The sequence below is a fragment of the Mesorhizobium sp. WSM4809 genome (genome assembly GCF_055811655.1).
On sequence record NZ_JBVVQW010000004.1, the window covers coordinates 232,924 to 255,092 of the forward strand.

A 22,169-nucleotide genomic window follows, 5' to 3' on the forward strand; every position below is an offset into this window, starting at 1 on the left:
CTGGCGCAAAGGTGCCACGGTGCTCTGCCTCGCCTTTGTCCGCTTCTGGGCAGCGGCCGTCACGACGGCAACGGCCGAAATGAGGCGCAAAACGGCCAACGTGGTGCAGCAGTCGAATGTCTGCTTTCAGGTAATGGCCAGCAACGTCGTTGCGGCAAAGATGGAGGTCGAACCCGGTCATTCCGACTGACTGGGTTTTGATCTCAGCGCCAGCGGTTATCCGCCTCGAAGGAAAACACACCGCTCGGCTTGCTCGCGGCACCCTTCGCGTCGCCGAAATCCGGCACCTTGTATTCGGCGAGCAACCGCAGCCGCGACAGCGGCAGGTCGTTGCGGCGGGGATCGCCGACCAGCACTTCGATGCCGGCTGCCAGGCAGCGGTCGAGGAACGGGATGAAGCGTAGAGCGACCTCGCGGCCATAGAACACGTCCCCCGCAAGCACGAGGTCGACCGGCGGCGGGGGAGCCGTCGTGATGTCCTTGTCGACAATGGTGATCTCGATGTCGTTGGCCGCGGCGTTAAGGCCGATTGCGGCAACGCCGTTGCGGTCGATTTCGGCGGCGATCACTTCGCGCGCACCGGCCTTGGCTGCGGCGATGCCAACGAGGCCGGAACCGGCGCCAAGGTCGAGCACGCGGCGACCGGCCACCGTTTGCGGGTGATCCATGATGTGGCGCGCAAGCACCGCGCCGCCGGCCCACACATAAGCCCAGTAAGGCGGCTGCGGCTCAGGTTCGTCCGCCTCGAATGTGTCGTCATCGGCGTCGGAGCCTTGGAGCGGATCGGTAAGCCGCCTCAGGCCGCTGGCCGGGTGCGGCGTGTAGAGCCGGATCTCAGGCACCGACGGCACCGGGGCGAGGCGCATGTTCGTCCTGATGAATTCTGCCGGGTCAGGACGGCAAGGTGCATTTACGGCATCCGCGCCGCCGGCTGCAATCATTCGCGCAAAGCTCGCCGCAGGATCTTGCCGACCGGCGTCTTCGGCAGCTCGGTCCTGAATTCTATGTATTTGGGCCGCTTGTAGCCGGTCAGGTTCTCGCGGCAGAAGGCGGTGAGCGTCTCTGCGGTCAGCGCCGGATCCTTCTTGACCACGAACAGTTTCGGCACCTCGCCCGAATGCTCGTCCGGCACGCCGACCGCCGCCACTTCGAGCACGCCCGGATGCATGGCCACGACTTCCTCGAGTTCGTTCGGATAGACATTGAAGCCCGAGACCAGGATCATGTCCTTCTTGCGGTCGACGATCTTGGTGTAGCCGCGCTCGTCCATGAAGCCCATGTCGCCGGATTTGAAGTAGCCGTCCTTGGTCATCACCTTGGCGGTCTCATCGGGCCGGTTCCAGTAGCCCGCCATCACTTGCGGTCCTCGGATGCAGACCTCGCCGACCTCGCCGAGCGGCAAATTGTTGCCGTCGTCGTCGCGGATGGCGATCTCGGTCGAGGGCAGCGGCAAACCGATGGTGCCGGTGAAGTCGCCGGCGGTGAACTTGTTGGCGGTGGCCACCGGCGAAGTTTCCGAGAGGCCGTAGCCTTCGGTGACCGAACAACCGGTCAGCGTCTTCCAGCGTTCGGCAACGCCCTTCTGCACCGCCATGCCGCCGCCCAGCGTCAGCACCAGCGGCTTGAAGTCGAGCTTGCGGAAATCCTCATTGTTGAGCAGCGCGTTGAACAGCGTGTTGAGGCCGGGAAAGATGTGCACCGGATACTTCTGCAGTTCCTTGACGAAGCCGGGAATGTCGCGCGGATTGGGAATGAGGACATTTCGGGCGCCTTGCTGCATGCCCATCAGTGCGTTCACGGTCAGCGCGAAAATATGATAGAGCGGCAGCGCGCAGATAAAGTTGGGGTGCGCCGGTTTCGGCTTGATCGTGTAGGCGTCCTCCATCCACTGCGCGTTCTGCGCGACGTTGGCGAGCACGTTTCTGTGCAGCAGTGTGGCGCCCTTCGACACGCCCGTGGTGCCGCCCGTATATTGCAGGAAGGCGACATCGTCGGCTTCCACCTTGGCCGGCTTGAAGCCCATGCCGGCGCCGGCCTTCATGGCGGCATTGAACTTGACATGGCCGGGCAAGGACCATGCCGGCACCATCTTCTTCACGCGGCGCACGACGAAATTGACGATGGTGCCCTTCAGGCCGCCGAGCATGTCGCCCATCGCGGCGACCACCACATGCTTGACCGCCGTCCTCGCGATCACCGCCTGCAAGGTGTTGGCGAAGTTTTCCAGGATGACGATGGCTTGCGCACCGGAATCCTTCAACTGGTGTTCGAGCTCGCGCGGCGTGTAGAGCGGATTGATGTTCACCACGACATAGCCGGCGCGCAAGATCGCCATCATCGCCACCGGATATTGCAGCACGTTCGGCATCATCAGCGCGACGCGCGCGCCTTTCTGCAGGCCCTTCGATTGCAGGTAGGCGCCGAAGGCCGCCGACAGCCGCTCGATATCGGTGTAGCTGATGGACTTGTCCATGCAGGTGAAGGCCGGCTGCGCGGAAAACTGCTTGCAGGCGCCGACGAGGAAATCGCCGATCGAGCTGTAGGGCAGGGCGCCGATCTCCGCCTGCACGTTTTTCGGATAGCTCTTGAGCCACGGCTTTTCCGGCAAGCCGGCGGCCAGCGCCGTCAATGCTTTCGGCAATCGGTTGGCGGTGGCGGCGGTCGGCCTTGCCGCCGGTGGGGCCTTCACCGCCGCCGCAGCCTTCGACGCCGGCCTGACAGCGGGCTTTGCCGCACCCGCTTTACTCCCCGGCGCCGTCTTTTCGGCCGCGGCCTTGGCCGGGGCTTTCACCGCCGGCTTTGTGCTTGCCCTTACGGGCGCCGCGGCCGCCTTCGGCGTGGCGACCTTGGCAACGGGTGCTTTCGGCTTGGCAGTACCGGCTGCTTTCGACGGCGCCTTGGCTCCCGCTTTCACCGTCGTCGTCCTTGATGCTTTTGCCACCCGTTCCTCCCTGGACAAGTCTTGTTCATTCGCGCCGCGCTCGCCCCTGAATTGACCTCGCCTCTGAATTGACAAGGGCGCCCTCCGCTGCGGCCGTTATACCCTATGTATTGCCTCCCTTGGTGACCGTGCAAGTCTTGCCCTTGCGGCAACACGGCGAAAGATTTGCCGTCGAAAGTCCTTGCCGCCGCCAGCGCTGCCAAACGGTGTTCTGGCGCATCCCTCGGCCGCTCGGAAGCGCGGGGAACATTATATCGTCAGCTTGGCGATCAATAAAAAAATTCGGTTGTTAATAATCTCGTGAATGGAAGAAACTGCTAATTTTTTCTCCAATTTGGCAAAATAGCGGATTTTTTTCCTGCTTCCCGCGGGGTAAGCAAACGGGGTGTTCCAAAGCCGGAAAAACGGTGCTTATATGCGCGCTTCGCGAGCCTGATAGAGGGGCTTGGAAGAACATCAGGGAGTGCTCAATGAATAAGAAGCTGACTTTTGCAGCCGCGTTGCTGGCTGCAAGCGTCCTGGGCGGCGTGGCCAATGCGAAAACTCTGGTCTACTGCGCGGAAGCTTCGCCGGAGGGTTTCGATCCGGCGCCGTATACCGCAGGCCAGACGTTCGACGCGTCATCGCGCACCGTCTTCAACCGCCTTGTCGAATTCGATCACGGCAAGACGACGACCTCGCCGGGCCTGGCCGAGAGCTGGACGATCTCCGACGATGGCAAGGAATATGTCTTCAAGCTGCGCAAGGGCGTCAAGTTCGCCGCGACCGACTATTTCACCCCGACGCGCGACTTCAACGCTGACGACGTGGTGTTCTCGTTCGAACGCCAGGTCGACAAGAACGGCCCTTGGTTTCAGTACATTCCGGGCATTGCATACCAGTATTACAATGACCAGTTCGGCGAAAACATCGCCAAGGTCGAGAAGGTCGACGACCTGACGGTGAAGTTCACCCTCAAGGAGCCGGCGATCACTTTCATTCCAACGCTGGGCATGGATTTCGCTTCGGTCGTCTCCAAGGAATATGCCGACAAGCTGCAGGCCGACAAGACGCCTGAGCTGTTCAACCAGAAGCCGATCGGCACCGGTCCGTTCATCTTCGTCGACTACCAGACCGACGCCGCCATCCGTTACAAGGCCAACCCGGACTATTGGGGCGGCAAGCAGAAGATCGACGATCTGGTCTTCGCCATCACCACCGATCCGGCGGTGCGCGCGCAGAAGCTCAAGGCCGGCGAATGCAACATCATGTCGTACCCGGCACCGGCCGACATCGCAGGCCTGCAGGCCGATCCGAACCTGAAGGTCGAGGAGCAGGAAGGCCTCAATGTCGGCGCGCTGATGTACAACACCCAGCAGAAGCCGTTCGACGACGTGCGCGTCCGCAAGGCGCTCAACATGGCCATCAACAAGAAGGCCATCATCGACGCCGTCTTCCAGGGCGCCGGCCAGGTGGCGATCAATCCGATCCCGCCGACCATGTGGTCCTACAACAAGGAAGTGAAGGACGATCCTTACGATCCGGATGCAGCCAAGAAGCTGCTTGAAGAGGCCGGCGTCAAGGACCTCAAGATGAACGTCTGGGCCATGCCGGTGTCGCGCCCGTATATGCCGAACGCGCGCCGTACCGCCGAGCTGATCCAGGCGGACTTCGCCAAGGTCGGCGTCACCGTCGAGATCGTCAGCTACGATTGGGGTGAATACCTCAAGCGCGCTTCCGCGGTCGATCACGACGGCGCCGTCATCGTCGGCTGGACCGGCGACAATGGCGATCCGGACAACTTCCTCGGCGTGCTCCTGAGCTGCGCTTCCGTCGGTTCGAACAACCGCGCGGAATGGTGCAACAAGGACTTCGATGCGCTCATCAACAAGGCCAAGACCGTTTCGGATCAGGCCGAGCGCACCAAGCTCTATGAACAGGCACAGGTCATCTTCAAGGAACAGGCACCCTGGGCGACGCTCGCTCACTCCAAGGTGTTCATGCCGATGCAGAAGACCGTCACCGGCTTTGCGATGGATCCGCTCGGTATCCACCGCTTCGACGGCGTCGATATCGCCGAATAAGGTTGCGAAACGGGGGCGCCACCATATGGTGACGCCCCCACTCGCCCGCCATGCTGCGTTATATCCTCGGCAAGCTCGCCCTCATCATCCCGACCTTCATCGGGATAACCATCCTCGCCTTTGGCTTCGTGCGCATCCTGCCCGGTGATCCGGTGCTGGTGCTTGCGGGCGAACGCGGCCTGTCGCCCGAACGCCACACGGCGCTGATGCACCAGTTCGGTTTCGACCTGCCGATCTGGCAACAATATCTGACCTATCTGACCAACATCCTCAGCGGTGATTTCGGCACCTCGTTTTCCACCAAGACGCCGGTGCTGAAGGATTTCCTGGTGCGCTTCCCGGCAACGGTCGAACTCGCCATCTTCGCCATGATCTTTGCCGTCATCCTGGGTGTCGCCGCCGGCATCTTCGCCGCCATCCGTCGCGGTTCCTGGTTCGATCAGCTGACGATGGGCACGGCGCTGGCGGGCTATTCCATGCCGATCTTCTGGTGGGGCCTGCTGCTGATCATCGTCTTCTCCGGCACGCTGCACTGGACGCCGGTTTCCGGCCGCATCGACCTTCTCTATTTCTTCAAGCCGGTGACCGGTTTCATGACCATCGATTCGCTGATCTCGGGCCAGAAGGGCGCATTCCGCTCGGCACTGTCGCACCTCGTCCTGCCCACGATCGTGCTCGGCACTATCCCGCTCGCAGTCATCGCCAGGCAGACGCGCTCGGCGATGCTCGAAGTGCTGGGTGAGGACTATGTCCGCACCGCGCGTGCCAAGGGCCTGGCGCCGCGCCGCGTCATCGGCCTGCATGCCTTCCGCAACGCGCTGATCCCGGTCGTCACCACCATCGGCCTGCAGGTCGGCACGCTTTTGACCGGCGCCATCCTGACCGAGAGCATCTTCTCCTGGCCCGGCATCGGCAAATGGATGATCGACGCCATTTCCAAGCGCGACTATTTCACCGTGCAGGGCGGGTTGCTTTTGATCGCGCTGATCGTCATGTCGGTGAACCTCATCGTCGACGTGCTCTACGCCGTCATCAACCCACGCATCCGGGCCAACTGACATGAGCAACGAAGGCCCAGCCACCATCGAAGCCGCGACCGTCGTCAAGCCGCAGGACGCCAGGCTGCAGATGTTCGGCGAGTTCTGGCATTACTTCTCCGTCAACAAGGGCGCGGTGATCGGGCTCTTCGTCTTTGCGCTGCTGATCCTGATCGCCATCTTCGCGCCGCTGCTGGCGCCCCATTCGCCGGACGATCAGTTCCGCGACTTCTTCCTGACGCCGCCGGCCTGGCAGGAAGGCGGCAACGCGCAGTTCCTGCTCGGCACCGACGCTGTCGGCCGCGATATGCTGTCGCGGCTGATCTACGGCTCGCGGTTCTCGCTCGCCATCGGCTTCGTCGTCGTCACGTCAGCGCTGATCTCAGGCGTCATTCTCGGCCTGCTCGCCGGCTACTGCCGCGGCTGGGTCGACACGCTGATCATGCGCATCATGGACATCATCCTGGCCTTCCCGTCGCTGCTGCTGGCCCTGGTGCTTGTCGCGGTTCTCGGCCCTGGCCTCGTCAACGCCATGATCGCCATCGCCTTTGTGCTGCAGCCGCATTTCGCCCGGCTCACCCGCGCCGCCGTGATGGCCGAGAAGACCCGCGAATATGTCGTCTCGGCCAAGGTCGCCGGGGCCAGCCATCTCAGGCTGATGCTGGTCACCATCCTGCCCAACTGCATCGCGCCGCTGATCGTGCAGGCGACGCTGTCCTTCTCCAACGCCATCCTCGAGGCGGCGGCCCTTGGCTTCCTCGGCATGGGCGCGCAGCCGCCGACGCCGGAATGGGGAACCATGCTGGCCGAAGCGCGCGAGTTCATCCTGCGCGCCTGGTGGGTGGTGACCTTCCCGGGCCTCGCCATCCTGATCACCGTCTTCGCCATCAACCTGATCGGCGACGGCCTGCGCGACGCGCTCGACCCCAAGCTGAAGAGGTCGTGAGCATGCCTCTGCTCGAGATCAAGAACCTCACCGTTTCCTTCGACACCGCGGCCGGACCGTTCATGGCCGTGCAAGGCATCGACCTCTCGATCGAGCCGCGCGAAGTGCTGGCGATTGTAGGCGAGTCCGGTTCCGGCAAGTCCGTGGCGATGCTCGCGGTGATGGGCCTGTTGCCCAACACGGCAACCGTCAAGGCAGACCGCATGGCCTTCGACGGCGTCGATCTCCTGAAGCTCAGCCCGTCCGAACGCCGCAAGATCGTCGGCAAGGACATCTCGATGATCTTCCAGGAGCCGATCGCCAGCCTCAATCCGTGCTTCACCGTCGGCTTCCAGATCGAGGAGGTGCTGCGCTTCCATATGGGTATGGATCGCGCTCAGCGGCGGGCCCGCGCCATCGAATTGATGAAGCTGGTCGGCATCGCCGATCCGGAAGAACGGCTGAGCTCGTTTCCGCACCAGATGTCGGGCGGCCAATGCCAGCGCGTCATGATCGCCATCGCTATCGCCTGCAATCCGAAACTGCTGATCGCCGACGAGCCGACGACGGCGCTCGACGTCACCATCCAGAAGCAGATCCTCGATCTGCTGGTTTCGCTGCAGGCCAAATACGGCATGGGCCTGATCATGATCACCCACAATATGGGCGTGGTGGCCGAGACCGCCGATCGCGTCATCGTCCAGTACAAGGGCCGCAAGATGGAAGAGGCCGACGTGCTGTCGTTGTTCGAATCGCCGAAAAGCAATTACACGCGGGCGCTGTTGTCGGCTTTGCCGGAGAACGCCGTCGGCGACCGGCTGCCGACCGTTTCCGACATGCTGTTCGAGCCGGCCCCCTCTGCCGCGGGAGCCGCCTCATGAACACCACGGTCCTCGAAGGCAAGAACATTGTCCGCGACTACCACATCGGTGGTGGCCTGTTCACCGGGCCGCGTACCGTGCACGCGGTCAAGGGCGTCTCGTTCAAGGTCGACAAGGGCAAGACGCTGGCCATCGTCGGCGAAAGCGGCTGCGGCAAGTCCACGCTCGCCCGCATCATCACGCTGATCGATCCGGCGACGTCAGGCGACCTGTTCATCGACGGCAACAAGGTCGATATCGCCAAGGGCGGATTGACCAAAGAGATGCGCCGCAAGGTCCAGATCGTCTTCCAGAACCCCTATGGATCGCTCAATCCGCGCCAGAAGATCGGCGACGTGCTGGGCGAGCCGCTTTTGATCAACACCGACAAGCCGGCGGCCGAGCGGCGCGACCTGGCGATGAAGATGCTGAAGAAAGTCGGCCTCGGTCACGAGCACTACAACCGCTACCCGCACATGTTCTCGGGCGGCCAGCGCCAGCGCATTGCCATTGCCCGTGCGCTGATGCTCAACCCAAGCCTGCTGGTGTTGGACGAGCCGGTCTCGGCGCTAGATCTTTCCGTGCAGGCACAGGTGCTCAACCTGCTCGCCGACCTGCAGGACGAGTTCCAGCTGACCTATGTCTTCATCAGCCACGATCTGTCCGTGGTGCGCTACATCGCCGACGATGTGATGGTGATGTATTTCGGCGAAGCGGTCGAATACGGCTCGCGCGACGAGGTCTTCGCCGACCCCAAGCACAGCTACACCAGGACGCTGTTCGCCGCGACCCCGCGCGCCGACGTCGCCTCGATCAAGGCAAGACTGGCGAAGAAGAAGGCGGCTTGAGCCAAAACCCAATTACTCTGAACGATTGAGTTTTGCCCGAACACGACTTACGTCTTCCGCGAAGTGGACGGCAGCTTTGCGCCCAAGTCGTCCACCAAACTCTGTTTGCGCGATGCCTGAAAGCTGATAGCAAACCGATCGCGTTTATCTGAGGAAGTCAGTGACCACTTTCACCGTGGCGACCGGATTCTCCTCCATGATCCAATGTCCCGAACCGGGAATGACGCCCTCGGTAACGTTGTCCGCGGCGAAGCGCATCACCGTCGCCATTTGAGTACCGAACGACATTTCTCCTCCGATTGCCAGCAAGGGCATCTTCAGCTTTCCTGACGTTTCCAGGATCGCCTTGTTGTCGAGCGCGTCCTGGTCGAAGGCTGCGAACTGCGCGAAGCCGGAGTGCATCGCGCCCGGCAAAGCGTAGAGAGCGGCATAGTGCTCACGGGACGCTTCGTCGAAATGTGATGGATCGGCAGAAAACTCGTTCCAAAATCGGTCGAGATAAATCCGCTCCCGACCTGCCACGAGCCGCTCCATATCCGGTCCACCGAACCTGAAATGCCAGAGAAGCGGGTTCTTGAGTATTTCTTCCCAGGGGCCGACGCCGGGAACAGGTGCGTCGATCAGCACAAATTTGGACACCTGATCCCGATGCTGCGCAGCAAAGGCAAAACCCACCATATTGCCAATGTCATGCGTGACGAGATCGACGCTTTGGATATTTAGGCTGCGCAGGACTGCTTCCATGTCGGCAGCCTGAGTTTTCTTGTCGTAGCCAGTCTCAGGATGAGACGACAGACCCATGCCACGTAGATCCGGCACGACGACCATGTGATCCTTTGCCATTTCAACGGCGAGCGGCTCCCACATGTCTCCCGTCTCACCGTACCCGTGCAGCATTAGTACCGCAGGACCGGAACCACCTACGCGCACGTGGATCGTCACACCGTCCGTCTTGACCTCGCGCGTTTCGAAGCTGGCCGGAAACGGTTTAACGTTGGCGCTGGCGGTCTGCGTGGCCAGCAACAGCGCAGTACAAAAGATCAACAGCTTCGACATCGCTTCACTTCCCCATTATCTACCGATCGGTATATAAAAGGCAGATCGATTCACGCGTCAAGCGATAATATACCAGTCGGTACAATAAAGAGAGTGAGTGACTATGGGCAGGCCGAGAGAGTTCGATACCGAGAAAGCACTCGTGCAGGCGATGCGGCTTTTCTGGCGCAAGGGCTACGAGGGCACATCGCTGACTGACCTTACTGAAGAGCTAGGCATTACGCGCCCCAGTCTCTACGCGGCGTTCGGCAACAAGGAAGAGTTGTTCCTGAAGGTGCTCGACCGCTATGACCGCGAGACGTCGCATTTCATCCAGAATGCCTTGGACGCGCCAACTGCACGCGCGCTTGCTGCGGGGCTGATATATGGTGCATGCGCGTTCCACTCCGACACGAGAAATCCGCCAGGTTGCCTTATGGTGCATGGTGCCCTGATAGGGAGCGACGACAGCGCGTCGGCCCGCAAGGAGACAAATCTTCGACGCGGGCAACTTAGAAACCAGATAGCTAAACGTCTCGAACGTGCTCAGATAGACGGTGATGTCGGCAAGGACACCGATACAGCTGCCCTCTCAGGATACCTGGTTGCAATTCTGCGCGGCATCGCCGTCGAGGCCGCGAGCGGAGCCCAGCCAGACGAACTCCACCGCATCGCTGATATCGCGATGAGAGCCTGGCCGACCCAATAGCCATTCTACCGATAAATGCTGACAGTCCGTTGTCGGCCCCGTTCCCATCGTTCCGAAATGCATATCCGAATGGCCGCTTCTGGCGCGGTCCTAGCGTCCATTTCTGACCAGCCATTTGCGGCTGCCAGCCGACCGAGTTTTGACTTGGAGCGTTTTCAGCTAGGTGGAATAACTTGGCGTCGCACCAAATGCGCTGAAGGTAGATGGAGCCCACGCCGGTTCGGCCTGACTGCATCTCGCTCTAGACGCCGATCACGACAGCTTGGCGATGATGGCGCGCAGCGCCTCGCCGAACTTGTGGATTTCGCCCACGGTGTTGTAGTGGACCAGGGAGGCGCGGATGGCGCCGCTGTCCATTGAGAGGTTGAGACGCTTCATCAGTCGCGGCGCGTACATGTGGCCGTCGCGGATGCCGATCTGCATCTCGGCCATTTCCTCGACGACCCGCTGCGGCGACAGTCTGCCGATGTTGAAGCAGAAGGTCGGCACACGCTCATTGATGCGGGCCTCGTCGGCAACGCCGTAGATGGTCGCGCCGCAACCTTTCAGCACGGCCAGCATCTCACGCGCCAGCACCAGCTCATAGTCGCGGATGGCGCCCATGCCGGCAACGATGTTGTCGCGCCGCGAGCGGTTGTTGGACGGCGCCAGATTGCGGCCGATCAGTTCAAGATACTGCACGGCGGCATCCATTCCGGAAACGTTCTCGTAGATGAAGGTGCCGGCCTCGACCTTGTAGGGCGGCTCGTCGGGGATGAAATCCTCGCGGAAGGTCGGCAGCCGCTTCAGCATTTCGAAACGGCCCCACAGGAAGCCCATATGCGGCGAGAAATTCTTGTAACCGGAGCAGACGAGATAGTCGCAATCCCAGGCCTGCACGTCGATCAGCCCGTGCGGTCCGTAATGCACGCAGTCGAGGAACACTTCGGCGCCGGCCGCATGTGCGATCTCGGCCACCGCGGCGACATCGACGATCGAGCCGATCGAATGCGCGGTGACCGTGCTGGCGACGAGACGGGTGCGGTCGGAAACCAGCGGGCGAAGGTCGTCGACATGCAGATTGCCGTCCTCGCGCATGCGCCACCATTTGAACTTTGCACCGGCGGACTCCAGAGCCAGCCAGGTCGCGATGTTGGCATCATGGTCCATGTCGGTGATGACGATCTCGTCGCGCTCCTGCAGCATCTGACCGATGCCGAGGCTGACCAGGCGGATGAACGAGGTGGCGTTCATGCCGAAGCAGATTTCCGCCGGGCTATAGGCGTTGATGAGCAGCGCGACGCTTGTCCGCGCATCGGCGACCGACTGGTCGACAGTGACGCTGCGGCCATAACGGCCGCCACGCTGCACATTGTGCGAAACCAGATGGTTGGTCACCGCGTCGAGCACGCTCTGCGGAATTTGCGCGCCGGCGGCATTGTCCAAGAAGATGAAGTCGCCAGCCCGCTGTAAAGCTGGAAACATGGCGCGGATGGCGTCGACGGGGAACGCGGTGGCATTCGCATTGTCGGTCTGGTGCTTGTTCACGGGTAGGCTCCTGCAAAGGACTTGGGCGGGGATCAGGTGGCGGAGGTCAGCGCTTCTTTTCGGTCTTGAAGCGCTCTTCAAGCAGGCTGACGAGGCGGACCATCGGCCAGAGGAAGATGAGATAGACGAGGGCTGCGCCGATCAGCGGCGAGGGGTTGGCGTAGAGCGACTGCGCGTTGGTCGCCTCCTTCAAGAGTTCCGGCAGCGCCACGGTGGAGGCGAGCGAGGTGTCCTTGAACATCGAGACGCAGTTGCTGGTCATCGGCGGGATGACGACGCGGATCGCTTGCGGCAGCACCACCTTGCGCAAGGTCAGGAGGAACGGCAGGCCAAGCGCCTGCGACGCCTCGAACTGGCCACGCGGAATGCTTTCGATGCCGGAGCGGAACACTTCGGCCGAGTAAGCCGACATGATGAAGGCGAAGGCAGTCACCGCCGACGCCCAGGACGACAGGCGTATGCCGAGGAAGGGCAGCGCGTAGTAGATCAGGATCAGCACGACCAGCACCGGCAGGGCGCGGAAGATGTCGGTGTAGCCGACCGCGAGCCAGCGCAGCGGCTTCGGCGCATAGAGCCGCACCAGGCTGATCCCCAGGCCGATGGGGATCCCGATGCCGATGCTCAAAATGCCGAGCAGCAGCGTGTTCAGGAAGCCGCGCAGCAGCGCCGGCAGGCTGGACATGATGACGTCGGGGTTAAAGAAGGTATCCAGCAGCGACATGGGAGCGTTCCCGAACCCGAGAGCAATCATGCTCAGGTTAAAACCAATATGCCTCGCAGATGGCGAGGCAGTCGGCGCGGAAGCCGGCGCTGGAGCATGAAATGAATCGTGCCGGCCTGGAAAGCCGGCACGATGTCAGCGCAGCTTTCAGATCAGGCCTTCGGCAGCGGCATTTCCTTCATGGTCGAGGAGTCGGCCGGCGCGTCGCTGCCGAACCACTTCTTGTGGATGGCGGCCAGGGTGCCGTCCTTCTTCATCGCGCTCAGCGCATCGTTCAGCTTGCCGAGCAGCGGGTGGTCCTTGGTCATCATCAGGCCGTATTGCTCACCGGTCTTGATGCGCTCCTTGACGACCAGGTCCTTCATCTTGGTGAAGGAATACTCCATGCCCGGAATGTCGCTGACGGCCGCATCGACGCGGCCGGCGCTGAGGTCGAGGAGCAGGTTCTGCTGCGTGTCGTAGCCCTTCACGTCGCTGAAGCCATCGGCTTCCTGATGCGCCTTGACCCAGGTTTCGCCGGTCGAGCCGGACAGCACGCCGATGATCTTGCCCTTGAGGTCGGCCTCGGCCTTGATCGCGCTGTCGGTCTTGGTGGCGATGCCCATGTCCGAATCATAATAGGGCTGCGTGAACGACTGTGACTTCAGCCGCTCCGCCGTGATGGTGATCGACGAGATGGCGACGTCGATGCGCTTCGAGGTGGTGGCGGCAAACAGTGCCTGGAAACCGAGATCGGCGATGTCGGTGGTCATGCCGATGCGCTTGGCGGCTTCGTTGACGATGTCGACTTCAAAGCCTTCGAAAGTGCCGCTCTCGTTCTTGTACTCGAAGGGTGGATTGGTCGGGTAGGCGCCGACATTGAGCACATCGGCGGCATAAGCGGTGGCGGGGCCGGCGGCGATGCCGATGGCGGCGGCGAGAAGAAGCAATTTGCGACGTGTGAAGCTCATTTGTGTTCCCTCTGTTGTTGATCGGGCGGGTTGCTCCCGCACGGTTTTTTGCCGCCCCGCACCGCAGGGCGTCAATTCATGGCAGCGACCAATGCGGTCATGGTTGGCGACGTTTTTTGTTGCAGATCGCGGATCTGCGCGCGCACGTCATCGAAGGCATGGCGCGCATTGGATGATGACTGGGACAGTATGAACGACAAGAACTGAGACTCCCACCCGGAGCACCCACGATGGACTGGCCGGCACGATGGACTGGTCTGCACGATGGACTGGCCGGCAAGCCCGTCCGGCAAGGCAATCGCCATCGACTGTGGAATGCTTATCCAAAGTGCGGCGCTTTTCAAGGCGAAAGTTTTAAGCTTAAAAAGCTGCGGTGTCGGTTGCGTGGCGGACACCGTGCGGCCCGCTGGAACCGATACCCGCGAGCGATGGCGACCCGAAGCTATTTCAGGCTTGAAATATCTCGGCACGGGCCTAGCGTGTGCTCTCTCGCCGGGAGGTCGCGACATGAACAAACCACACCCTTTGCACGGCCCGAACAGATTGAAGCTTGGCGTCTTTTCGACCAATGCCGATGGCGGCCTTGCTATCACAGACGTTCCGGAACGCTGGACGGCAAACTGGCAGGACAATGTGACCGCGGCCCAGATCGCCGACCGCGCAGGGCTGGAGTTCATGCTGCCGATCGCGCGCTGGCGCGGTTTTGGCGGCCGCAACAAGGTGCGCGAATGGTCGTTCGAAACCTTCACATGGGCGGCGGCGCTTGCTGTGGCTACCGAGCAGATCGGCCTGTTCATGACCGTGCATGTGCCGCTGGTGCATCCGCTCTATGCCGCCAAGGCGCTGGCGACGGTCGACCATATCAGCCAGGGCCGCGCGGGCTTGAACATCGTCTGCGGCTGGAACCCGAAGGAATTCGGCATGTTCGGCACGCCGCTGGTCGAGAAGGGCTATGACCAGGCGGCCGAATGGATCGAAATCCTCGAAAAGCTCTATGCCTCGGCCGAACCGCTCGATTACGAAGGCACCTATTATCGCCTCAAGGAGGCTGTCAGCCGGCCGGCCAGCCTGCAGGTTCCCCGCCCCGTGACCATGAACGCCGCATTCGGCGGGCCGGGCCGCGATTTCGCCGCCGCCCGGTGCGATTATCTGTTCACGACCTTTTCGGAAATGAGCGATGCCGGCAAGCATGTCGCCGATATCAGCGAGCGGGCCGACAAGGCAGGCCGTGATGTCGGTGTCTACACGGTGGCGCATGTCGTCTGCCGCCCTACCATGGAAGAGGCGCAGGCCTACTACACGCGCTATGCCGTCGATATGGCCGACCACGATGCGGTCGATGCCCATATGGCCGGCAAGAAGGAATTCTCGCAGTCCCACGACCCGCACGCCTATGACCGCTACCGGCAGCGCTTCGCCGGCGGCGCCGGCACCTACCCGCTGATCGGAACGCCTGAAACGATCGCCGCCGACATGGCCGCCATCGCCGGACACGGCTACCAGGGCATCGCGCTGTCCTTCGTCAACTACACGCAAGAACTGCCCTATTTCTGCGATCACGTACTGCCGATTTTACGGCAAGCGGGACTGCGCGTATAGCCGAAGGTGTGTTGAGATTCAGGTCAGGCCGAGTCGAAAACGGTGGGTTACGAGAACCGGAGCGGAGCGTACTTTTCGTACGCGAGCACCGGAAGCGCAGGAAGCTGCCGTTTGCAGACCGGCATCACCTGAATATCAGTACACCTATTCCGGGATGACGGCAGTTGCCTGAATCTCCACCTTGGCGCGGTCTTCGACCAGCGCCATCACCTGCATGGCGGCCATCGCCGGAAAGTGCCGGCCGATCACCTCGCGATAGGCCTCGCCAATGCCCCTGAGGTTGGCCAGATACTCGGCCTTGTCGGTGAAATACCAGGTCATCGAGGTGATGTGCTGCGGCCCCGCACCGGCCTCGGCCAGCACCGCCACGATGTTCTGAAGCGTCTGTCGCACCTGGCCAACGAAGTCGTCGGTCTCGAACTGGCATTGGCCGTTCCAGCCGACCTGTCCACCAACGAAGACGAGCTGTCCGCGTGCCGCGACGCCATTGGCGTAACCGACAGGTTTTGCCCAGCCTTCCGGCTGCAGAATCGTATGCATTCAAAACCTCCCGGTACCCAAAAAACCAAGTCTCAAAAATCGCTCGTCGATTTCCAGCCGTCAGGCCGCGCCCATCACTTGCCGCGCGATCACCACTTTCTGCACGTCGGAGGCACCCTCGTAGATGCGCAGCGAGCGGATCTCGCGATACAGGCTTTCGACGATATGGCCTTTGCGGACGCCGTCGCCGCCATGCAACTGCACGGCCTTGTCGATCACCTCTTGCGCCTTGTCGGTGGCAAACAGCTTGGCCATCGCCGCCTCGCGGGTGACCCGCGCGGCGCCCATGTCCTTGGTCCAGGCGGCGCGGTAGACCAGCAGCGCCGCCGCATCGATGTCGAGCGCCATGTCGGCGATGTGGCCCTGCACCATTTGTAGTTCGCCCATCGGGGCACCGAACAGCTTGCGCTCGGCCACGCGTTTGATGCTCTCGTCCAGCGCGCGGCGGGCAAAGCCGAGCGCCGCCGCACCGACGGTCGAGCGGAACACGTCGAGCACCGACATGGCGATACGGAAGCCGTCGCCGGGCTTGCCGATCCGCGCAGCGGCAGGCAGGCGGACCTGGTCGAAAGACAGGCGCGCCAGCGGGTGCGGCGCGATCACTTCCAGCCGTTCGGCGATGCCAAGGCCCCTGGCGTCGCCAGGCACGAGGAAGGCGGAAAGCCCCTTGGCGCCCGGCGCCTCGCCGGTGCGGGCAAAGACGACATAGAGGTCCGCGATGCCGCCATTGGAGATCCAGGTCTTTTCACCCGACAGAACGTAATTGTCGCCGTCGCGGGTCGCCGTCATTTCCGTGTTGGCGACATCCGATCCCGAGCGCGGTTCCGACAGGGCGAAGGCGGATATCGCCTTTCCGGCACGCGTCTTCGCAAGCCATTGCTGCTGGTGCGGCGTGCCGAACAGGCTGAGCGCGCCGGTACCAAGCCCCTGCATGGCGAAGGCGAAATCGGCCAACCCGTCATGACGGGCGAGTGTCTCGCGCGTGATACACAAAGTGCGGACGTCGAGGGGGCCAGGATTGTCTGGGTCGATCGCCGTCGGCTTCAGCCAGTCGTCTCGCCCGAGCTTGCTGACCAGCTCGCGGCAGGCGGCGTCGACATCATGGTGGGAGACCGGCAGGTTTTTCGCGCACCATACGTCGAGCTGCTCGGCCCACTTGCGATGGCGGTCTTCGAAGAACGGCCAGGAGAGGAAGGAGCGGTCAGGCATGGGTGCTTCCACCACTATTCTCCAGGCCCTGCGCTCTGCGGCGCCGGTAGGACAGAGGGGGGCGCTGTCCCGCCGACGTCTCCACGGAATGCATCATCCTCAATCGCCCTCGAACACCGGCTTTTCCTTGGCCACGAACGCCTTGTAGGCGCGCTCGAAGTCGCGGGTCTGCATGCAGATCGCTTGCGCCTGCGCTTCCGCCTCGATCGCCTGGTCGAGACCCATCGACCATTCCTGGTTGAGCTGCGTCTTGGTGATGCCGTGCGCAAAGGTCGGGCCGGAGACGATGCGCGCCGCCATATCGAGCGCGTCGTGCTCCAGCGAGGCGGCATCGACCAGCCGGTTGTAGAAACCCCAGCGTTCGCCTTCCGCCGCCGTCATGGTGCGGCCGGTGTAGAGCAGTTCGGCGGCGCGGCCCTGGCCGATGATGCGCGGCAGGATCGCGCAGGCGCCCATGTCGCAGCCGGCGAGGCCGACGCGGGTGAACAGGAATGCGGTCTTGGCTTCCGGCGTGGCGATGCGGATATCGGAGCTCATCGCAATGATGGCGCCGGCGCCGACCGCGACACCGTCGACCGCAGCAATGATCGGCTTGCCGCAATTCAGCATCGCCTTGACGAAATCGCCGGTCATGCGGGTGAAGGCCAAGAGCTCCTTCATGTCCATCTTGACCAGCGGGCCGATAATGTCGTGGACATCGCCGCCGGAGCAGAAATTGCCGCCATTGGAGAGGAACACCACGGCGTCGACATCGTCGGCATAGACGAGGTCGCGGAACGTGTCGCGCAGCTCGGCATAGCTGTCGAAGGTCAGCGGGTTCTTGCGCTCCGGCCGGTCGAGCCGGACCTTGGCGATCCTGCCCTCGACCTCCCACAGGAAATGCTTCGGCTTGCGCCCGGCCATTGCGGTCATTCGCGTCCCTCCCAGTTGCTGCGGAACGAGGTCAGCATGCCGGTCAGCCGGCGCGCGTCGTCCTCGCTGACCTTGCCCAGCAATTCGCCGATCCAGCCTTCATGCGCCGCAGCGATGGCGGCAAATGCCTGCGCGCCTTCCTCGGTCAGCCGCACCATCGACGTGCGGCGGTCGCCATTGCGCCTTGCGCGGGCGACAAGTCCTTCCGAAACCAGCCGGTCGACGATGCCCGTGACATTGCCGTTGGAGACCAGCAGGAAGCGCGACAGGTCGCTCATCAGCATGCCTTCCGGCATCCTATAGAGTGCTGCCATCACGTCGAAGCGCGGCAGCGTCGTGTTGAACTCCTTCTTCAGCCGCTCGCGCAGCTCGGCCTCGATCGTGCGGGAGGCTCGCAGCAGCCTGATCCACAGCCGCAAGCGGTCTTTGCCGGGTCCCGACGGCGCGGGCAGGGGGCCGGCTACCATGTTTCGCCTCCTGAGATGGAAATCGCCTGTCCCGTTATCGACTGGGCGGCGTCGCCGCACAGCCACAGCACGGCGGCGGCGACCTCATCCGGCTGGATGAAGCGGCCTTGCGGGTTGGTCGAGGCGAGGCTTGACCGCGCTTGCTCGACCGAGCGGCCGGTCTTCTCGATGATGCGCTGGATGGACTCTTCCAGCATTTCGGTTTCCACAAAGCCTGGGCACACCGCGTTGACGGTGACGCCCGATTTCGCCGTTTCGGCGGCAAGCGCCCGCATCAGGCCAACGACGCCATGCTTGGCGGCGACGTAAGACGCGACGTAGGCGTAGCCTTTCAGGCCGGCGGTCGAGGCGATGAAAACAATTCGTCCTGTTTTCCGCACGGCCATGCCGGCCAGCGCCGGCTTCACCGTCAGGAAGGCGCCGGTCAGATTGACGTCGAGCGTTCGCTGCCAGTCGCTGAGCGCGGTTTTGTGCGCCGGGGCGCTGCCGGCCATGCCGGCATTGGCGACGACGATGTCGAAGGGTCCGCGCGCGGCTTGCGCCGTCTCGTAGAGCGCCGCCATTGCCACTTCGTCGGTGACATCGGCGGCAATGCCGAAGATGCGGCCGTTCTCCCCGGCCACCTCAGTGAGCTCGGCTTCCCGGCGGCCGCAGATGGTGACATCGATGCCGGCAGCAGCCAGCGCCAGCGCGATGGCCCGCCCGACGCCGGAGCCACCGCCGGTGACCAGCGCATGCTTGCCGGGTATCGTCGCGGCGGTACTCATACTTTCAGCCCCGCTGCGGCGTCGCGCTCGGCCAGACGGTAGAGCTGGTCGCGCCCGGGCAGATAGGGATCTGGCCATTTGACACCACGGTCGCCGAGCGTCACGGCGGCATGCAGTGTCCAGTAGGGATCGGTGAGATGCGGCCGTGCCAGCGCCACCAGATCGGCGCGGCCGGCCATCAGGATCGAATTGACATGGTCCGGCTCGTAGATGTTGCCGACCGCCATCGTCGCCATGCCGACTTCGTTGCGGATGCGGTCGGAAAACGGCGTCTGGAACATGCGGCCATAGACAGGCTTGGCCAGTGCCGAGGTCTGGCCTGCCGAGACGTCGCAGATGTCGACGCCGGCCTCGTGCAGCAGCCGTGCGATCTCGACCGCGTCGGCCGGTGTGACGCCCTCGATGCCGACCCAGTCATTGGCCGAAATGCGCATCGAGATCGGCTTCTCCGCCGGCCAGGCGGCGCGCACCGCGCGGAAGATTTCGAGGGGATAGCGCATGCGATTATCTAGCGAACCGCCATATTCATCCGTGCGCCGGTTGGTGACCGGCGTGATGAAGGACGACAAAAGATAGCCGTGTGCGGCGTGGATCTCGAGCATGTCGAAGCCGCAACGAGCGGCCATCTCGGTGGATGCGACGAATTCGTCGCGCACACGGTCCATGTCGGCGCGATCCATCGCCTTCGGCACCTGATTCTGCGGCGACCACGCGACAGCCGAGGCCGCCATCACAGGCCAGTTGCCCGAGGTCAACGGCATGTCGGTGCCTTCCCAGCCGAGCCGGGTCGAGCCCTTGGCGCCGGAATGGCCGATCTGGGCGCAGATCTTCGCCTCGGTCTCGGTGTGGACGAAATCGACCAGCCGCTTCCATGCCACCTCATGCTCGGGCGCATAGAACCCCGGACAACCGGGCGTGATCCGCCCTTCCGGGCTGACGCAGGTCATCTCGATATAGATGAGGCCGGCGCCGCCCTTGGCCCGCTCGGCATAATGGGTGAAATGCCAGTCGGTCGGACAGCCGTCGACGGCCTTGTACTGCGCCATCGGCGAAACGACGACGCGGTTCTGCAGCCTCATGTCGCGAAGCTTGAACGGCGCGAACATCGGCGCGCGGCGCAGGCTGTTGCCGCCGGCGCCCGCCTGGCGCTGGAACCATTCCTCCGCGCTTTCAAGCCATTCGGCATCGCGCAGTCGCAGATTCTCGTGGCTGATGCGCTGCGAGCGGGTCAATAGCGAATAGTTGAACTGCACCGGATCGAGGCCGAGATAGCGCTCGACCTCCTCGAACCATTCCAGCGAATTGCGCGCCGCCGATTGCAGCTTCAGCACCTCGGTGCGGCGGGCATCCTCATATTTACGGAAGGCGGCATCCAGGTCCGGCTCGGTTTCGACATATTCGGCCAGCGCCACGGCACTTTCCAGTGCCAGCTTGGTGCCGGAGCCGATCGAGAAATGGGCTGAGGCCGCCGCATCGCCCATCAGCGCCAGATTCTTGTAGGACCAGCGCTCGCACAGCACGCGCGGGAAATTGATCCAGGCCGAACCTCGGATGTGGTTGGCATTGGTCATCAGCGCGTGGCCGCCGAGATGTTTTTCGAAGATCCGCTCACAAAGGGCGATCGATTCCTGCTGCGACATCGCGCCGAAGCCGAAGGCAGCCCAGGTTTGTTCGCTGCACTCGACGATGAAGGTCGCGGTGTCGCTGTCGAACTGGTAGGCGTGCGCCCACACCCAGCCATGCTCGGTCTTCTCGAAGATAAAGGTGAAGGCGTCGTCGAACTTCTGGTTGGTGCCGAGCCAGACGAACTTGCATTTGCGGGTGTCGATGTCGGGCTTGAAGATGTCGACGAAACTGTTGCGCGCCCTGGAGTTCAGGCCGTCGGCCGCGACAACCAGATCATGCGTCTCCATGTAGGGCTTGGGATCGGCGATGTCCGTCTCGAACATCAGCTTAACGCCGAGTTCGCGCGCCCGGCGCTGCAGCAGGACCAGCAGCCGCTTGCGGCCGATGCCGCAGAAACCGTGACCTGACGAGACCGTGCGCACGCCGTCATGGATGACGGCGATGTCGTCCCAGTAGGCAAAGTGCTTCTTGATCCAGACAGCGCTGACCGGGTCGTTTTTCGACAGATTGTCGAGCGTCTCGGCCGACAGCACGACGCCCCAGCCGAACGTGTCGTCGGCGCGGTTGCGCTCGAACACCGTCACATCGTGCGCGGCGTCCCTCAGCTTCATCGAAATGGCAAAGTAGAGGCCGGCTGGTCCGCCGCCGAGAACCGCAACCTTCATGTCTGCGATCTCCTCTTCGCTTGCTGGAGTTCAGTATCGCGCCGGCAACAAGATATTTCAAGCTTAAAGTTTTATATCAAAACGATTATCCTGACATGGCGAAAGCGCGCCTGCGTGTCATCGCGCAAGCGCGCTGCCGGATCACTTTTCCGGGTTCTTCGGGCTCCACAGCACCGTCTCGGCGTCCTTCTCATAGGCCATGCCATCGGGATAGCTGATCGCTTCCAGTTGCAGTCCCCACGGCGCCTGGAAATAGAGGATGGTCTGGCCGGCGGCCGGCCCTTCCTTGACCGGCAGCGGCCCCATCCGCGTCTTGACGCCCTTGCCTTCGAGATAGGCTTTGGCGGCAGCGACGTCGTCGACATAGAAGGCGATGTGGAAGCCGCCAATGTCGCTGTTCTTCGGCGTCAGGTCCTTCTGGTCCGGTGCTGTGTATTTGAACAGCTCTATGTTCGATCCATAGCCGCAGCGCACCATGGTGACCTCTTCGATCACCGCCTTCGGGTCGACGCCCAGGAGATCCTGCATGAAGGTGCCCTTGTCGTCGGCGAACGGACCGAACGACATCGCCTTCTTGCAGCCGACCACTTCGGTGAAGAAGTCGACCGCTTGCTTCATGTCGGGAACGGTGATGCCGGTGTGGTCGTGGCCGCGCATGCCCGGGATCGAATCCGCCGAGGCCATGCCGGCGCTGCCGAGCATCGCGGCGGCCAGCGTTGCAATTGCGATAGTGGTCTTCATGTCAGTCCTCTCCATTTGGCGGGACTT

At 62.7% G+C, this 22,169-nt stretch carries 21 protein-coding genes; 7 read left to right on the forward strand and 14 right to left on the reverse strand.

Going from position 1 to position 22,169, the window contains the following annotated elements:
- Nucleotides 1-203: 203 nt before the first annotated feature.
- Both AC0L24_RS12340 and AC0L24_RS12345 read right to left on the reverse strand, forming a co-directional pair.
- Entirely contained in the window at nucleotides 204-941 is a 738-nt protein-coding gene (locus AC0L24_RS12340; RefSeq protein WP_127808075.1) for a class I SAM-dependent methyltransferase, read from the reverse strand.
- On the reverse strand, nucleotides 938-2,941 hold the full coding sequence (locus AC0L24_RS12345) for a long-chain fatty acid--CoA ligase (protein WP_127397300.1): 2,004 nt from the start codon (nucleotides 2,939-2,941) through the stop codon (nucleotides 938-940). Before AC0L24_RS12345 ends, AC0L24_RS12340 begins: the two co-directional genes overlap by 4 nt.
- A 470-nt stretch (nucleotides 2,942-3,411) precedes the next feature.
- On the opposite strand from AC0L24_RS12345, the gene AC0L24_RS12350 reads away from it, so the two are divergent.
- The 5 genes from AC0L24_RS12350 to AC0L24_RS12370 all read left to right on the forward strand — a co-directional run bounded on the left by AC0L24_RS12350 (nucleotide 3,412) and on the right by AC0L24_RS12370 (nucleotide 8,674).
- Complete coding sequence (locus tag AC0L24_RS12350) at nucleotides 3,412-5,004, forward strand: ABC transporter substrate-binding protein (RefSeq protein ID WP_127330705.1); 1,593 nt, start codon at nucleotides 3,412-3,414, stop codon at nucleotides 5,002-5,004.
- 50 nt (nucleotides 5,005-5,054) lie between these two features.
- Nucleotides 5,055-6,062 carry an ABC transporter permease subunit gene (locus AC0L24_RS12355; protein ID WP_127398204.1) on the forward strand — a complete coding sequence of 336 codons (1,008 nt, stop codon included), beginning with the start codon at nucleotides 5,055-5,057 and terminating at the stop codon, nucleotides 6,060-6,062.
- Between the two features lie 70 nt (nucleotides 6,063-6,132).
- Nucleotides 6,133-6,987, forward strand: a complete 855-nt coding sequence (locus AC0L24_RS12360; RefSeq protein WP_224618710.1) for an ABC transporter permease subunit — start codon at nucleotides 6,133-6,135, stop codon at nucleotides 6,985-6,987.
- A 2-nt stretch (nucleotides 6,988-6,989) separates the two neighbouring features.
- A complete protein-coding gene (locus AC0L24_RS12365) occupies nucleotides 6,990-7,847 on the forward strand; it encodes an ABC transporter ATP-binding protein (protein ID WP_127267322.1) in 858 nt (285 codons plus the stop codon).
- Nucleotides 7,844-8,674 carry a dipeptide ABC transporter ATP-binding protein gene (locus tag AC0L24_RS12370; protein WP_127397772.1) on the forward strand — a complete coding sequence of 277 codons (831 nt, stop codon included), beginning with the start codon at nucleotides 7,844-7,846 and terminating at the stop codon, nucleotides 8,672-8,674. The genes AC0L24_RS12365 and AC0L24_RS12370 overlap by 4 nt, the downstream gene beginning before the upstream one ends.
- A gap of 144 nt (nucleotides 8,675-8,818) precedes the next feature.
- Here AC0L24_RS12370 and AC0L24_RS12375 read toward each other — a convergent pair whose 3' ends face one another.
- Nucleotides 8,819-9,730, reverse strand: a complete 912-nt coding sequence (locus AC0L24_RS12375) for an alpha/beta fold hydrolase (RefSeq protein ID WP_127397773.1) — start codon at nucleotides 9,728-9,730, stop codon at nucleotides 8,819-8,821.
- Nucleotides 9,731-9,833: 103 nt separating this feature from the next.
- Here AC0L24_RS12375 and AC0L24_RS12380 point away from each other — a divergent pair, with 103 nt between their 5' ends.
- On the forward strand, nucleotides 9,834-10,418 hold the full coding sequence (locus AC0L24_RS12380; protein ID WP_245481810.1) for a TetR/AcrR family transcriptional regulator: 585 nt from the start codon (nucleotides 9,834-9,836) through the stop codon (nucleotides 10,416-10,418).
- Between the two features lie 252 nt (nucleotides 10,419-10,670).
- On the opposite strand, the gene AC0L24_RS12385 is transcribed toward AC0L24_RS12380, so the two are convergent.
- From AC0L24_RS12385 to AC0L24_RS12400, 4 genes are all read right to left on the reverse strand, one after another.
- Nucleotides 10,671-11,945: a cysteine desulfurase-like protein gene (locus AC0L24_RS12385; protein ID WP_473563748.1), complete on the reverse strand. Its 1,275-nt coding sequence runs from the start codon at nucleotides 11,943-11,945 to the stop codon at nucleotides 10,671-10,673.
- Nucleotides 11,946-11,991: 46 nt separating this feature from the next.
- Nucleotides 11,992-12,666 carry an amino acid ABC transporter permease gene (locus tag AC0L24_RS12390; RefSeq protein WP_023811481.1) on the reverse strand — a complete coding sequence of 225 codons (675 nt, stop codon included), beginning with the start codon at nucleotides 12,664-12,666 and terminating at the stop codon, nucleotides 11,992-11,994.
- A gap of 152 nt (nucleotides 12,667-12,818) precedes the next feature.
- Complete coding sequence (locus AC0L24_RS12395; protein WP_127268313.1) at nucleotides 12,819-13,616, reverse strand: ABC transporter substrate-binding protein; 798 nt, start codon at nucleotides 13,614-13,616, stop codon at nucleotides 12,819-12,821.
- Nucleotides 13,617-13,687: 71 nt separating this feature from the next.
- Nucleotides 13,688-14,011 (reverse strand): hypothetical protein, encoded by a 324-nt coding sequence (locus AC0L24_RS12400; RefSeq protein WP_127322019.1) that lies wholly within the window; start codon nucleotides 14,009-14,011, stop codon nucleotides 13,688-13,690.
- A gap of 112 nt (nucleotides 14,012-14,123) precedes the next feature.
- Here AC0L24_RS12400 and AC0L24_RS12405 point away from each other — a divergent pair, with 112 nt between their 5' ends.
- Nucleotides 14,124-15,215 carry an LLM class flavin-dependent oxidoreductase gene (locus tag AC0L24_RS12405; protein WP_128287525.1) on the forward strand — a complete coding sequence of 364 codons (1,092 nt, stop codon included), beginning with the start codon at nucleotides 14,124-14,126 and terminating at the stop codon, nucleotides 15,213-15,215.
- A 144-nt stretch (nucleotides 15,216-15,359) separates the two neighbouring features.
- On the opposite strand, the gene AC0L24_RS12410 is transcribed toward AC0L24_RS12405, so the two are convergent.
- The 7 genes from AC0L24_RS12410 to AC0L24_RS12440 form a co-directional block, all read right to left on the reverse strand.
- A complete protein-coding gene (locus AC0L24_RS12410) occupies nucleotides 15,360-15,755 on the reverse strand; it encodes a RidA family protein (RefSeq protein ID WP_127808070.1) in 396 nt (131 codons plus the stop codon).
- Nucleotides 15,756-15,815: 60 nt separating this feature from the next.
- Nucleotides 15,816-16,964: an acyl-CoA dehydrogenase family protein gene (locus AC0L24_RS12415; RefSeq protein WP_127808069.1), complete on the reverse strand. Its 1,149-nt coding sequence runs from the start codon at nucleotides 16,962-16,964 to the stop codon at nucleotides 15,816-15,818.
- A 99-nt stretch (nucleotides 16,965-17,063) separates the two neighbouring features.
- Nucleotides 17,064-17,876, reverse strand: coding sequence for an enoyl-CoA hydratase family protein (locus AC0L24_RS12420; protein WP_127808068.1), 813 nt, complete (start codon nucleotides 17,874-17,876; stop codon nucleotides 17,064-17,066).
- Complete coding sequence (locus tag AC0L24_RS12425) at nucleotides 17,873-18,343, reverse strand: MarR family winged helix-turn-helix transcriptional regulator (RefSeq protein WP_127808067.1); 471 nt, start codon at nucleotides 18,341-18,343, stop codon at nucleotides 17,873-17,875. The genes AC0L24_RS12420 and AC0L24_RS12425 overlap by 4 nt, the downstream gene beginning before the upstream one ends.
- A complete protein-coding gene (locus AC0L24_RS12430; RefSeq protein WP_127808066.1) occupies nucleotides 18,337-19,110 on the reverse strand; it encodes an SDR family NAD(P)-dependent oxidoreductase in 774 nt (257 codons plus the stop codon). Before AC0L24_RS12430 ends, AC0L24_RS12425 begins: the two co-directional genes overlap by 7 nt.
- Complete coding sequence (locus AC0L24_RS12435) at nucleotides 19,107-21,401, reverse strand: bifunctional salicylyl-CoA 5-hydroxylase/oxidoreductase (protein WP_128287529.1); 2,295 nt, start codon at nucleotides 21,399-21,401, stop codon at nucleotides 19,107-19,109. The genes AC0L24_RS12430 and AC0L24_RS12435 overlap by 4 nt, the downstream gene beginning before the upstream one ends.
- Nucleotides 21,402-21,542: 141 nt before the next feature.
- Nucleotides 21,543-22,142: a VOC family protein gene (locus tag AC0L24_RS12440; protein WP_127808064.1), complete on the reverse strand. Its 600-nt coding sequence runs from the start codon at nucleotides 22,140-22,142 to the stop codon at nucleotides 21,543-21,545.
- Nucleotides 22,143-22,169: the final 27 nt, after the last annotated feature.

What these genes read in the sequence shown, in the direction of transcription:
- AC0L24_RS12340 (WP_127808075.1), bottom strand. Translation starts at nt 941, where the DNA reads ATGATTGCAGCCGGCGGCGCGGATGCCGTAAATGCACCTTGCCGTCCT.
- AC0L24_RS12350 (WP_127330705.1), top strand. Translation starts at nt 3,412, where the DNA reads ATGAATAAGAAGCTGACTTTTGCAGCCGCGTTGCTGGCTGCAAGCGTC.
- AC0L24_RS12355 (WP_127398204.1), top strand. Translation starts at nt 5,055, where the DNA reads ATGCTGCGTTATATCCTCGGCAAGCTCGCCCTCATCATCCCGACCTTC.
- AC0L24_RS12360 (WP_224618710.1), top strand. Translation starts at nt 6,133, where the DNA reads ATGTTCGGCGAGTTCTGGCATTACTTCTCCGTCAACAAGGGCGCGGTG.
- AC0L24_RS12365 (WP_127267322.1), top strand. Translation starts at nt 6,990, where the DNA reads ATGCCTCTGCTCGAGATCAAGAACCTCACCGTTTCCTTCGACACCGCG.
- AC0L24_RS12370 (WP_127397772.1), top strand. Translation starts at nt 7,844, where the DNA reads ATGAACACCACGGTCCTCGAAGGCAAGAACATTGTCCGCGACTACCAC.
- AC0L24_RS12375 (WP_127397773.1), bottom strand. Translation starts at nt 9,730, where the DNA reads ATGTCGAAGCTGTTGATCTTTTGTACTGCGCTGTTGCTGGCCACGCAG.
- AC0L24_RS12380 (WP_245481810.1), top strand. Translation starts at nt 9,834, where the DNA reads ATGGGCAGGCCGAGAGAGTTCGATACCGAGAAAGCACTCGTGCAGGCG.
- AC0L24_RS12390 (WP_023811481.1), bottom strand. Translation starts at nt 12,666, where the DNA reads ATGTCGCTGCTGGATACCTTCTTTAACCCCGACGTCATCATGTCCAGC.
- AC0L24_RS12395 (WP_127268313.1), bottom strand. Translation starts at nt 13,616, where the DNA reads ATGAGCTTCACACGTCGCAAATTGCTTCTTCTCGCCGCCGCCATCGGC.
- AC0L24_RS12405 (WP_128287525.1), top strand. Translation starts at nt 14,124, where the DNA reads ATGAACAAACCACACCCTTTGCACGGCCCGAACAGATTGAAGCTTGGC.
- AC0L24_RS12410 (WP_127808070.1), bottom strand. Translation starts at nt 15,755, where the DNA reads ATGCATACGATTCTGCAGCCGGAAGGCTGGGCAAAACCTGTCGGTTAC.
- AC0L24_RS12415 (WP_127808069.1), bottom strand. Translation starts at nt 16,964, where the DNA reads ATGCCTGACCGCTCCTTCCTCTCCTGGCCGTTCTTCGAAGACCGCCAT.
- AC0L24_RS12420 (WP_127808068.1), bottom strand. Translation starts at nt 17,876, where the DNA reads ATGACCGCAATGGCCGGGCGCAAGCCGAAGCATTTCCTGTGGGAGGTC.
- AC0L24_RS12425 (WP_127808067.1), bottom strand. Translation starts at nt 18,343, where the DNA reads ATGGTAGCCGGCCCCCTGCCCGCGCCGTCGGGACCCGGCAAAGACCGC.
- AC0L24_RS12430 (WP_127808066.1), bottom strand. Translation starts at nt 19,110, where the DNA reads ATGAGTACCGCCGCGACGATACCCGGCAAGCATGCGCTGGTCACCGGC.
- AC0L24_RS12435 (WP_128287529.1), bottom strand. Translation starts at nt 21,401, where the DNA reads ATGAAGGTTGCGGTTCTCGGCGGCGGACCAGCCGGCCTCTACTTTGCC.
- AC0L24_RS12440 (WP_127808064.1), bottom strand. Translation starts at nt 22,142, where the DNA reads ATGAAGACCACTATCGCAATTGCAACGCTGGCCGCCGCGATGCTCGGC.